13 protein-coding genes and 1 pseudogene are annotated in these 11,188 nt (G+C 71.8%); 11 read left to right on the top strand and 3 right to left on the bottom strand.

Annotated features, from left to right (window positions below):
• Positions 1-488 (bottom strand): annotated as a pseudogene (locus MEICH_RS0116125) (hypothetical protein); the annotation flags it as partial.
• A 520-nt stretch (positions 489-1,008) separates the two neighbouring features.
• On the opposite strand from MEICH_RS0116125, the gene MEICH_RS0116130 reads away from it, so the two are divergent.
• The 5 genes from MEICH_RS0116130 to MEICH_RS0116150 are packed head-to-tail and all read left to right on the top strand — an operon-like array spanning position 1,009 to position 4,117.
• Positions 1,009-1,554: a DUF6932 family protein gene (locus MEICH_RS0116130; RefSeq protein WP_218916427.1), complete on the top strand. Its 546-nt coding sequence runs from the start codon at positions 1,009-1,011 to the stop codon at positions 1,552-1,554.
• Positions 1,555-1,566: 12 nt separating this feature from the next.
• Positions 1,567-2,163, top strand: a complete 597-nt coding sequence (locus MEICH_RS25580; RefSeq protein ID WP_084542376.1) for a helix-turn-helix domain-containing protein — start codon at positions 1,567-1,569, stop codon at positions 2,161-2,163.
• Between the two features lie 40 nt (positions 2,164-2,203).
• Complete coding sequence (locus MEICH_RS0116140) at positions 2,204-2,758, top strand: ImmA/IrrE family metallo-endopeptidase (protein WP_027893455.1); 555 nt, start codon at positions 2,204-2,206, stop codon at positions 2,756-2,758.
• Entirely contained in the window at positions 2,755-3,588 is an 834-nt protein-coding gene (locus MEICH_RS25585) for a bis-aminopropyl spermidine synthase family protein (protein ID WP_051304273.1), read from the top strand. The genes MEICH_RS0116140 and MEICH_RS25585 overlap by 4 nt, the downstream gene beginning before the upstream one ends.
• Positions 3,589-3,622: 34 nt before the next feature.
• Complete coding sequence (locus MEICH_RS0116150; protein ID WP_051304274.1) at positions 3,623-4,117, top strand: EVE domain-containing protein; 495 nt, start codon at positions 3,623-3,625, stop codon at positions 4,115-4,117.
• Positions 4,118-4,159: 42 nt separating this feature from the next.
• Here the strand turns inward: MEICH_RS0116150 and MEICH_RS29480 are convergent, their stop codons facing one another.
• Positions 4,160-4,327, bottom strand: coding sequence for a hypothetical protein (locus MEICH_RS29480; protein ID WP_169730694.1), 168 nt, complete (start codon positions 4,325-4,327; stop codon positions 4,160-4,162).
• Positions 4,328-4,463: 136 nt separating this feature from the next.
• Here MEICH_RS29480 and MEICH_RS29485 point away from each other — a divergent pair, with 136 nt between their 5' ends.
• From MEICH_RS29485 to MEICH_RS25600, 4 genes are all read left to right on the top strand, one after another.
• On the top strand, positions 4,464-4,739 hold the full coding sequence (locus MEICH_RS29485) for a hypothetical protein (RefSeq protein ID WP_036219493.1): 276 nt from the start codon (positions 4,464-4,466) through the stop codon (positions 4,737-4,739).
• Positions 4,740-5,029: 290 nt separating this feature from the next.
• Positions 5,030-5,164 carry a hypothetical protein gene (locus MEICH_RS30500; protein ID WP_275052627.1) on the top strand — a complete coding sequence of 45 codons (135 nt, stop codon included), beginning with the start codon at positions 5,030-5,032 and terminating at the stop codon, positions 5,162-5,164.
• A gap of 54 nt (positions 5,165-5,218) precedes the next feature.
• On the top strand, positions 5,219-5,686 hold the full coding sequence (locus MEICH_RS27315) for an ankyrin repeat domain-containing protein (protein ID WP_051304275.1): 468 nt from the start codon (positions 5,219-5,221) through the stop codon (positions 5,684-5,686).
• 390 nt (positions 5,687-6,076) lie between these two features.
• On the top strand, positions 6,077-6,787 hold the full coding sequence (locus tag MEICH_RS25600; RefSeq protein ID WP_051304276.1) for a WD40/YVTN/BNR-like repeat-containing protein: 711 nt from the start codon (positions 6,077-6,079) through the stop codon (positions 6,785-6,787).
• 474 nt (positions 6,788-7,261) lie between these two features.
• Here MEICH_RS25600 and MEICH_RS27320 read toward each other — a convergent pair whose 3' ends face one another.
• Positions 7,262-9,208, bottom strand: a complete 1,947-nt coding sequence (locus MEICH_RS27320; RefSeq protein ID WP_051304277.1) for a S8 family serine peptidase — start codon at positions 9,206-9,208, stop codon at positions 7,262-7,264.
• A 339-nt stretch (positions 9,209-9,547) separates the two neighbouring features.
• Between MEICH_RS27320 and MEICH_RS0116185 the strand changes: the two genes are divergently transcribed.
• Both MEICH_RS0116185 and tnpA read left to right on the top strand, forming a co-directional pair.
• A complete protein-coding gene (locus tag MEICH_RS0116185) occupies positions 9,548-10,282 on the top strand; it encodes a hypothetical protein (protein ID WP_157202863.1) in 735 nt (244 codons plus the stop codon).
• A 433-nt stretch (positions 10,283-10,715) separates the two neighbouring features.
• Positions 10,716-11,114 carry an IS200/IS605 family transposase gene (gene tnpA, locus MEICH_RS0116190; protein WP_036219496.1) on the top strand — a complete coding sequence of 133 codons (399 nt, stop codon included), beginning with the start codon at positions 10,716-10,718 and terminating at the stop codon, positions 11,112-11,114.
• The last annotated feature ends 74 nt before the right edge of the window (positions 11,115-11,188 follow it).

Below are 11,188 nucleotides of genomic sequence, written 5' to 3' on the forward strand. Positions count from 1 at the left end.
CGGGCGAACTCCTCGTCGCCCAGGCCGTCGCGCCGGGGGGCGTGCGGGGGGATGTCGGGGAAGCGCAGGTGGGGGGGCCACCCCACGCCGCCCCACCCCAGGAAGCGCGCGAAGTGGCCCAGCCCGGCGTAGGCCTTGCGGGCGCTCCCCGGGGTGGGCCTCCGGGCCTTGCCCCCCAGGGGGGGCCCTTGCTCGAGCCAGCCCCGGAGGAAGGCCTCGAGGTCGCCGGCCTCGAGGCCGGGCCACCGGCGGTTCCTGAGGCGCAGGAAGGCCAGCAGGTTGCGCAGGGTCCACAGGTAGTAGTCCGGCTTCCTGACCCCCGCCCGGGCTAGGTACTCCGCGAAGCCCTCCAGCAGGGCCCCCTCGTCCCAGGCGGCCAGGGCGGCCTCCAGGGTCTCCTTCCTCGAGGCGGGGTCGTCCCAGCCGCCCTCGCTCAGCAGGGGGGGCTGGCCGCCGCCGTCTCCGCCGCTTCCGACGCGCTTTCCCATGCCCCCATCCTACCACACCACACAACCTCACACCCATCCTCACCGCTGAGCCCCCCACCCGACCCCTACCCAGGAACCTACCCTGCGCCACCGCTGCCCGTGCTCCATCCCGTATTTTTGCCTTCTCTATCGCGTGTATCCGAGCCAATGCCGCTGAGGGTGGGAAGCGGGGCCGGGGGAGGGGGCGGGCTCGAGGGGGTGGAGGGGAGGGTGGGGTATTGGTGAGGATGGGTGGAGTGTTGGGTGTGAGCGGGCCTCAGGGGAAGCGCTTGTGGGCCCTACCGCCACCGGCCGCCAGGGGGGCGGGGGTGGGGCTCGAGCCCACATCCTACACGGCCTCACCCACTCCCGTCCGCCCTAGGGCTGCTCGGGGAAGGGCTTTGGGGGGGCAGCCACACCGCTTCAGGGAGCTCGGAGCTTGTGCGACAAGTTCAGTGTGCCAGGCGCAGTGGTTGCGGGATTGCTTATTAACAAAAATGTTAATATTGATTTTTCTTAGCACTTAAGTTAAGATTACCCGGTGGCACTGCCTCCCTTCACCCCCGACGGCGTCTTGCCCCCCGGCGACTACCCACTGACCTTTGCCGAGCTCCGTCAGTCCTTGCTGGTAGTCGGGAAGGGGAGAAGCGCCAGTTGGGACGCGGCGTGGAGGCTCTACCTGGTGCAGCAGTGCGAGGTGCTGGTCCGGCAGCTCTGGACGGCTGGGATCCAGAACGTCTACCTCGACGGCTCCTTCGTGGAGGAGAAGGACCACCCCAACGACATCGACGGCTACTTCGAGTGCGACCTGATGGACTTCGCCACAGGCAACCTGCAGCGGCGGCTCAACGCGCTGGACCCCCACAAGGTGTGGACCTGGGACAAGGCCACCCGTAGGCCCGCGAACGGCTTCGCCAAGTGGCAGTTGCCGATGTGGCACCACTACCGTGTCGAGTTATACCCCCACTGGGGCCAGGGCTCGGGCATTCGCGACCAATACGGCAATGAACTGACGTTCCCTTCGGCTTTCCGTCAGCGGCGCAGCACCTACCAGCCCAAAGGCATCGTCAGGGTCGTCCCGGAGTAAGGAGGCGAGAGCATGATCCGAACTGAGAGCGAGTACCGTAGGGCCGTGGAGCGGCTTGAGCGCGAGACCGCGTTCGCCGCCGAGCAGCGGGCCCACCTGGAGAGCCTCGGCCTGAGCGCCGAGCAGATCGACCTGGCCCTGCAGCCCGCGGAGAGCTTCCGGGAGCAACTGAAGGAGGAGATCGCCACCTACGAGGCGATGTGCCGGGGCGAGCTCGGCACGCTGACCCGGCTCACCCACATCGGGCGCTGGTTGATCGGGGTACGCATCGCACAGGGGCTTAGCCAGAAGCAGCTGGCCGAGATGCTGGGGGTCTCCGAGGCCCAGGTCTCCCGTGATGAGCGCAACGAGTACCACGGCATCACCGTCGAGCGCGCGCAGTACATCCTCGAGAAGATGGGGGTTCGCTTCCGGATGGAGGAGGTCCCCGAGGGTGCGGCAGTCCCGTCGAAGGAGAGCCAAGCCTTCGTCCCCCCCGGGGTCAACGTGCCGGCCCAGGTAGCGGTGTTCCTGCGGGCAGACCCCAACCTGGCGCCGGATAAGGCCGAGCACCTCACCCAGGAGTTCCAGCAGGCTTACGAACGGGCCTTGGCTGAGTCGAAGAAGTAGCCCCGAGGCCGGACCGAGACGGCGCCGAAGAGGTGACCCCATGCCCAGAACCAACCCCGCCCCCCCCGTCAGCCACGAGCTGATGAAACGCTACGAGGTGATCGCCCAGAGCCTGCGGGAGCGGGCGGGGGCGGGCCCGCTCGGGCCGCTCGACCCCTTCGAACTGGCCCGGCGGTTGGGCGTGGTCATCGGGTACAGCCGCTCCCTGGAGGTCAAGGACTGGTCGGGCATGAGCAAGCCGCTCCCCGACGGCCGCCTGTTCGTGATGCTCCACGCCGGCCAGACCCCCGAGCGCATGAACGCGACGCTACTGGAGGAGATCGTCCACCACGTCCAAGGCCACACCCCGGTGCAGATCGGCCCGGGTGGCCGGAGCGAGTACAACGAGGCCGAAGAGCAGGAGGCCAGGTTTAGCGCGGCGGCTGCGCTGCTCCCCATGAAGGCGGTGGCCCAGGCGGTGCTGCGGCGGGACGACCCGACCCGCTTCGCGGCGCTCCACGGGGCGAGCGTGGAGCTGTTCGAGATGCGGGTCAAGACCCTGGGGCTGTGGGCCCTCTACAAGGACCGCTCCCCACTGCCGGAGGGAGTGCGATGAGGGGGGGCTTCGGTGACGAAGGCCTCGAGGCCCTGCGGCTGCTCGAGGCCGCCCGGCCCCCAGCCCTCCGGCGGTACGACCAGATCCCGATGCTGGGATCCGACCTGCTGGAGCAGGTGCTGCGGGTCGCGCCCGACCTCGCCGGGCGGTCGGTGGCCTTCGTGGGCGATTACGACGGAACCAGCCTCCTGCTCGGCCTCCTGCACGCGCGGGGACTGCTGGCCGGCCCCGCCCGGATGCTGCTCCTCGACTTCGACGAGCGGCTCCTGATCGCAGCACGAAAGTTCGCCGCGCTCCACGGCTTCGGGGGCTTACTCGACACCCGACTCTACAACGTCTTCCGCGCGGTTCCTGCGGGGTTGGCCGGAGGGTACGAGGTCTTCTACACCAACCCCCCCTACGGCGGCTCGAACAACGGCGCCAGCGCCCGCCTCTTCATCACCCGGGGCTGCGAGCTGGCCGTGCCGGGCGGCGGCCGCGGCTACCTGCTGCTGCCGGACACCCCCCGCTTCCCCTGGTCACAGCGCGCGATGAGCTCCACCCGCAGGTTCCTGCGGAGCCACGGCTGGCGTGTGGTGCGGGCGGAGCGTGACCTGCACCGCTACCACCTCGACGACGCCCCGGCACTGAGCTCCTCGCTGACGGTGATCGAGCGCGACCCGCGCCGCCCGGGCGCCCCCGCTCCGCCCTGGGCGGGCCGGGACGTCCAGCCCGCCGACTTGCCGCGCTTTTACGGCCGGGGCGTTTCCCCGCCCTACCCCGAGTCCATCGGCCCCGATGGACAGCCCCGCTACCCCCTTGGTACCGTCACTGATGATGAAGCCGCTTGACCCCCCCACGACGAGCGAGGCCGGCCCTGTTGCCGTGGTAGAGCCCACCCGGGAGGGGGCCACCGCCCTCAAGGTCGGCCACGCCGACCGCGACCGCGCCACCTGGATCTTCCAGGCCAACCCCGCCCTCTACGACATCCATCGCTCGCTCAAGCTCGAGGCCCGCGAGTGGTGGGGCTGTCTCCAGCACACCGGCCGGATCAGGGCCGGGGACCGCGTCCTCATCTGGATATCCGGCCCACGGGCGGGGATCTACGCGGTGGGCGAGCTCGAGACCGGGCCCAGCCTGCGGCCCGACTCGCCAGTCGGGCTCCGGTACTGGACCGACCCCGTGGACGGGATGAGCCGGCGGCCGAGGGCCCTGGTGCGCTACGACCGCGTGCTGCTTGACGACCCCCTGCTGAGGGAGTACCTCCGCTGCGACCCCGACCTCTGGGGGTTGAGCGTCCTGCGTCAGCCGCGGGGCACCAACTTCCCGGTGACCGAGCGGGAGTGGCGGGCCGTCGAAGGTTGGCTCGAGCAAGTGTGAACCCGCGCCGATCGGCCCCCCGGCCGCCCCTTCCCCGCCGCCTCAACCCCGCGCGCGCCAGTCCAGCCGCAGCGGGATCAGCACCAGCGACACCACGCAGAACGCCGCCAGCACCACGACCGGTGCGTACAGCGCGGGGCCCGTGTGGCCCGAGATGGCGGCGTGCAGGGCGGTGGCCGCGTGGGTGGTGGGCCAGGGGTGGGCGACCACCCGGAGGGGGTCGGGCAGGGCCGCGGGGGGGGTAGTAGACCGGGGCGAAGAAAACGATGACGGTCTGGAGGATCTGGGTCAGCTGCTCGCCACCTGCGAGGTCATCGCCAGCTGGGGCCTGAGGGAGGGGGAGGCGGTGCGCGGGCGGGGCCAAGAGAAGACGGGGCTGCTCGAGGTCCGGCGGCCGGGCGGGAGCCGGGAATTCTCGTGGCTGGAGGAGGAGCTGGGCGCCACCCTAGCCGGGGGCGCGCACGCCACCTCCATCGACTTCCCCTACGGCGGCAGCGCCGAGGCCTTCCGCCGCCTGTGCGCCGAGGGGCGGCACCCGCTGGAGGAGGAGCTGGGGACGGGCTGGCGCGTGACCCGGGTGTACGGCCCGCGGGGGGACTACCTGGGGCGCTTCGGGCGGTAGGGATGAGGGGGGCTGAGTGGAGACGACCCCGACCCCCCGGACGGCCTGCAGCGGCGCGCCTACTGGCTCGACCCCGCGGCCAAGGCTTGGCTCCTCGAGCGCGCCGAGGAGCTGCGCCGGGCGGGGGTGGACGCCGGCGGGTCGGCCGTCCTCCGGGCCCTGTGCGGCCACTTCATCCGGCTGCGCCGGGAGGACCCCCGGGAGTACCGCAAGCTCCTCGTCCGCGCCGGGGCCGGGCCGAGCGGCACAGCTTCCGGGCGCGCCCGCCCCACGCGCAGCTGGCGCTCGAAGTGCGGCGCGACCTGCTGCTGATGGGCCAGGACGTCGAGCCCTCCGCCGTCGTGCAGGGGCTGCTGGAGGCCGACGCGGGCTTCCGCGAGGCGCTGGCGCGGGGCGTGGCGGAGGAGCTGGGGGGCGGCCGCTGACCCCTGCCCCCCGCCCCCGTCGCGCCCCGGCCGCGGGGGTGTCAGAATAGGGCCATGGGCAGAAAACCCACCGCCCTGCCGGTCGGGCGGCTCACCGCCCTGCTGGCGCTGTGCGCCGGCTTCGCGCTGGCCAACCCCCTGCTGGAAAACGCCTTCTGGCAGAGCGCGACCCCCGCCGACGTGGAGCGCGCGGCCCGGCAGGGGGCCGACGTCAAGGCTATGGACAAGGACGGCGCGACGCCGCTGCACTATGCGGCACGGTACAACGGCAACCCCGAGGTGATCGCGCTCCTGGTGCGCCTGGGCGCGGAGGTGAACGCCCGGGCCCAGGGCGGCTGGGCCCCCCTGCACACCGCGGCGGCCATCAACGGCAACCCCGAGGTGGTGCTGGCCCTGCTCGAGCTGGGGGCCGACCCCAAGGCCCGGACCCTGGACGGGAGCACCGCCTGGGACCTGGTCCAGAGGAACGACAGGCTGAGGGGCACCCCGGCCTACTGGAGGCTCAACGACCTCAGGTTCTAGAGGGACGGGGGCATGGGGCGTGACCCCGGCTCGAGCCCGGCCGGGGATATTTCCCTTAATCAAGCTTAGGGGAAATGTGGGCGGTTTGGGCCTCGAGGGGATGGGGGTCCGGACCCCGCCGGACCCCCTGCACCCCCCTCGAGCCCGCCCCCCGCCCCGGCCCTTCACCCCGGCGGCCCGCGGAGGGGCCTTGCCGTGGCTCTGGGAGGCTCGGGTAGGAAACGCCGTCCTGGAGTGGGCGGATAAACGTACTGGGTCCAGGCGGCAGCACCGCGTTCCCTGGAAGCCTCCGGCTAAAGCGGCCGTAAGGCGGGGGCCGGGGCCCGCTCGCCGCGCCACCCTTGGGCTTTAGTAGCCCCCCACCCCCTCGTTTCTATAATGTGGGCCGCCATGGGACGAACGCTCACAACGCTCACCGCACTGCTCCTGGCGATCTCCATGACGGCCTGCGACTCCGGCCCCGCGGGGGCCCCGCCCGAACCGCCGCCCCCCGGCAGCCCGCCCGGCGCCCCCGGGCTGGTGTGGACCGCTCGCACCGGGGTGCACCGGGCCGTGACCTACGGCGGCGGCCTCTTCGTGGCCGTGGGCGACAACGGCAGCATCCGCACCTCCCCCGACGGGGCGGACTGGACGCCCCGCCCCTCCGGCACCAACAATGACCTGTACGCGGTCGTCCACGGCAACGGCCGCTTCGTCGCCGTGGGCTTCGGGCGCACCCTGACCTCGGCGGATGGGGTGAGCTGGAGCGAAGGGGACGGCTACGCCAACCTGTACGCCGTCACCTACGCCAACAACCTCTTCGTGGCGGTGGGCCAGAACGAGTGCTGCCTGGACCGCCTGACCCTCTTGCTCACCTCCCCCGACGGGTCGAACTGGCAGAGCCACGCCTCAGAGCTGGGCGGGCTCTACGACGTCGTCCACGCCAACGGCCTCTTCATGGCGGTGGGGGACCGCCTGTACACCTCCGCGGACGGGCGGGCCTGGGCCGAGCGCGCGACCCCCGCGCCCCTGAGCAAGCTGGCTTTCGGCCCCCAGCAACTCGTCGCGCTGGGGCAAACCGGCGCGTACGGGGGGTACCCGGCGATCTTCACCTCGCCCTGAACGCCCCCCCGGCCCGGGGGGTCAACACCGCCTCCCCGCTCCGTAACCCGGGCGGAGGCGCTACGGCCGGGGGGAGGAGAACGTCCGCACCTGCAGGTACGACCGGCGGGTTAACCGGGTCCGCCGCGCCGACCACCCCGCCGAGTCCCGCCCCGGCACCGAGGAGCGGGTGCCCCAGGAGCGCACCGTGCGGACCCTCGAGTACCCCCCTGACCCCCGGCCGCCCAAGGCCTTCACCCTGGCCCCTCCCCGGAGGGGCCTTGTTTTTCGTTTTACAGGCTCGCGGCCTCGAGCCCGTTCTGGACGGCTCTCCTACACGGGACAGGTCCAGGGAAGGATAACCTGGGCCGGGTCCGGGAAAGGCGGGGTCCGGGCTCGGGGCCCTCAGCTACCGGCGGCCGCCCGCCGGGGGCGTGCGGGGTGAGGGCCTCGGGGGAGCCCTCGCGCTCCCCGGCGCGGGCAGGGCGGGGGCGCCTAGCGGGGCTGCACGTTCAGCCCGACCCCGCTGACGTCGCCGCCGTAGTCCAGGTCGACGGCGGTGCTGCCGTAGAACTCGCCGGGCTCCCCCAGCACGCCGTCGTGGTCGCGGTCGTTGCCCGCCTCGAGGGTGTAGCGGCCCGCGGGGACGTTCTCCAGGGCGAAGTTCCCGCCCCGGTCCGCCCGCCCCTCGGCCACCAGCGTATTCCCCTGCCGCAGGCGCACCCTGAAGTCGGAGAAGTAGGCGCTCAGCAGGTCGCGGGCGGCCTTCACGGCGGCCTCGGCGTTGACCAGCCCGTAGCCGTAGTACTGGTCCCAGCCCGCCGCGCCCAGGTCGGAGGCGGTCGAGGCCAGCAGGTAGCGCACCTGGGTGGGGGTGAGGTCGGGGTTGGCCGCCAGGACCAGGGCCGCGACCCCGGCCACGTGGGGGGAGGCCATGGAGGTGCCCTGGAGGTAGCCGTAGGCGTTGCCCGGCAGCGTCGAGTACACCCCGCCCGCGGCGCCGTAGCCCGCCTGGTCGCCCCCCGGCGCCGCGACCCAGACCTTCGGGCCGTAGTCGGAGTAGGGGGTGATGACGTCGGCGGGGCCGGTGGCGGAGAGCGCGATCACCCCGGGCTCCCCGGCCGGGCCGTTGATGACGTTGCAGTCGTCGTTGCCCGCCGCCGCCACGATCACCACGCCGTTGCCCAGGGCCGAGGCGATGGCGTCCTTGCGGGCCTCGCTGCTGGGGATGCTCACGCAGCTGGGGTTGCTCGGCCCGAGGCTGAGGTTGATCACGCGGGCCTTCGCCTGGGGGCAGACCAGCGCGCTGGAGCGGTTGTACACGCAGAACCCCGCGGCGAAGAGGATGGCCCGGTTCACGTCCATGTCGGTGGCCCCGCCGCCGGTCGGGAACACGTTGAGGGGCATGACCTTGGTGCCCCAGCCCGCTCCGGCCACCCCGCGGGCGTTGTCGGTGACGGCGGCCACCGTGCCGGCCACGTGGGTGCCGTGGGCGTCGGCGGGGGTGGTGATGGAGGGGGTGTTGGCCACGAAGTCGTACCCCGGGACCAGGTTGGCCGCGAGGTCGGGGTGGCCGGTGTCCACCGCGCCGTCGATCACCGCCACCACCACGTCGCCCGAGCCCCGGGTCAGGTCCCAGGCCTGGGGCAGCCGGACCTTGCCGTAGTGCCACTGCGAGGGGTAGGAGGGGTCGTTGGGCGCGGCGAGCTTCCGGTGCAGGTAATTGGGCTCGGCCGCCCGCACCCGCCCGTCGCGGCGCAGGGCCTCGAGCACCTCCCCCACCGCCTTCCCGCCGGTGGAGAGCTTGAACACCGGCAGCTCGGGGCTCAGAGCCTCGGCCAGGCTGAGGCCGTGGTCCGCGGCCAGCCCCGAGGCCGTCTCCCGCATGGCCCGCAGGCTGACCCGGGGTAGGCTCCGGGCGCTCTGAAGGGCTACCCCCTGCTCGGCCGCGACCATGCCCGGCTCGAGCGCCACCAGCACCTCGCCCGGCACGTAGGTCCCGGGCTCTGGGGCGGGGGGCCTGGCCCCCAGGCTCCCCGGCCGCACCTGGCCGGCGGGGCCGGTGATGTTGCCCGCGACGCCGGGGAAGCGCATGTAGACCGTGACGGCCTCCCGGGCCGAGCCCCCCTTGAAGAGGACGGTTCCCGCGTAGTGGCCGGGGGTCAGCCCGCTCCGGTCGACGGTGAGGGTGACGGTGGCGTCGCCGCTCCCCGAGGCCGGGCTGACCCTGAGCCAGCCCTGGTCGCTCTGGGCGGTCCAGCTGCCGTCGGCGGCCACGCTCAGGGCCGCCGAGCTGGTCCCCGGGAAGGACAGGTGCTCGGAGCTGGCCTCGATGGTGGTGGCCCCGCCGCCGTCGCCGGAGCCGCCGCCTCCCCCGCTACAGGCGGCGAGGAGCAGGAACGATACCGAGATAACCGCGCGCGCGAATCTCCCGACTTGCATGGATCACCTCCCGAAAAGTGTACGCGCCCCGGGGGGTCGGCCCCGGTGCGGATGCACGCGGGGTCATGGCCGCGTGCGCCTGCGGGGGCGGGCCGCGGGCATCGAGTAGGGTGAACGGCGATAACCGCCGTGCCCGAGCTTCCCCGCGTATAGCCGGGGGCGGGATCCCGCCCGGCTCGAGGCCCCCGGGGATCTGTCCCTCGAGGTCCGACCGAGTCCGGCTATAATCCCCTCCTTGGAGGTGACCGACATGAAATTGACTCCAAGGTTCCTCGTCTGGCTCTCAGCCCTCGCCTCCTCGTGGCCGGGGCCCAGAGGGGCCCCTCCAGCCAGGCCGCGATGGCGGGCCTGAACCTCACCCTCCAGGGGTGCAGCCTGAGCGGGGATACGCTCAACTGCACCGTGGAGGTGGCCAACCCCCAGGGCAAGGCGGTCTCCCTCAGCATCGCCCCGGCCTCCGTCCAGGCCCTGACCGCCTCGGGCTGGCTCTACCAGGGGCAGGCGTCCGCCGGCTCGCTGCGGCTCGGCCCTGGCGGGAAGACAACGCTGAGGCTCAGCTTCCGGGGGGTGGACAACCCCTCCGGGCTCTTCGCCATGATCCAGGTCGGGGAGGCCCGCTTCCTGGGGGTGGCGGTCCCCGGGGCGCCCCGGCTGGCCGCGAGGGACGGGTATTGTTTCTATTTCGACTCCATGAGTTTCCAGGAGGATGGCAGGTTCGTGTGCCACCTGACCGTCGCCAACGACACCGACACCGACCTCAAGCTGCGGCTGGACCCCGGCCAGTCCTTCGTGGTCACCGAGCTGGGGTCCAGGTACTTGGGAACGCGCGTGGTCCTCGGGGAGCGTTGGCATGACTACGGCAGCCCTGTGGACCTCACCGTCCCGGCCCGCACCACGACCCGCCTGGGGGTGGTGTTCGAGGAGGCCAGATTCGGCCAGCAGAACTATCCCCTGCAGAAGGTCCAGCTGATCCGCTTCAAGGTGGGCGGGGGGTTCTTGGAGCTGCGGGACGCGCCCGTGCGCTACTGCGGCGCCGAGGCCAACAAGAAGTGCGGCAGCTCCCAGCCCTTCTGAGGCCCGGGCCCTGAAGGCCCCGAACGTCACGAACCCCCGGCGGATGGCCGCCGGGGGTGGCGCTTTCCCGGGGACGGCGAGGAGGCGGCGTCGTAGGGCAAGCAGGCCGCCGCGCGCTGCGTCCCCGGAAGGCGCAGCGCCCGAGCAGCGCGCGGCCGGAGAGGCCTGGAGGGGATAAGCCCGTCCTGTCGCGGCCCCGCACCCCGGAGGAAGGGCCCCCAGCGCAGGGCACCCAAAGGCTCTCCTTGGCTGCGCCGGGGGCCGGGGTTCCGTCCGGAACGCCCCAGTCTACCACAGGCTGGGATTTATAAAAACGAGGGGGTGTGGGGGAGCTATAAAACCCAGCGGCTTTAGCCCTGGGATACATGGACTCCCCCACGTGCTCCGAAGGAGCACATAGCATGGTGGGCGGCAGGTGTGCTATACTGTGGTAGTGCCTACGGTCTACAAACACAAAAACACCACCGTCTCGCTGCTGCGCTACCATTTCGTTTTCGTGCCCAAGCGCCGCCGCAAGATTCTGGTAGGGCCGTTGGCCGAGCGGTTGCGGGCCTTGCTGGTGGAGAAGTGTGCTGAGTTGGGCTGGGAAATCATCGCCCTGGAAGTCATGCCCGACCACCTGCACCTGTTCATCTCGGTAGACCCCGACGTGGCCCCCAATCAGGTCGCTCACCGCTTGAAGGGCTACACCTCGCACGTGCTGCGCCGGGAGTTCCCCCACCTCATCCGCCTTCCTGCGCTGTGGACGCGCTCGTACTTCGTGAGCACGGCGGGCATGGTTAGCAGCAAAACCATCGAGCAGTACATCGCCGCCCAAAAAACGAGGGACTGAATGGCTGTCCATCGCAAGGTCTACCGCTTCCGCATGGAACCCACCCAAGCCCAAAGCGACGCTTTGTGCGGATG

Origin of the sequence: Calidithermus chliarophilus DSM 9957 (genome assembly GCF_000430045.1) — a bacterium.
Lineage (GTDB): Bacteria > Deinococcota > Deinococci > Deinococcales > Thermaceae > Calidithermus > Calidithermus chliarophilus.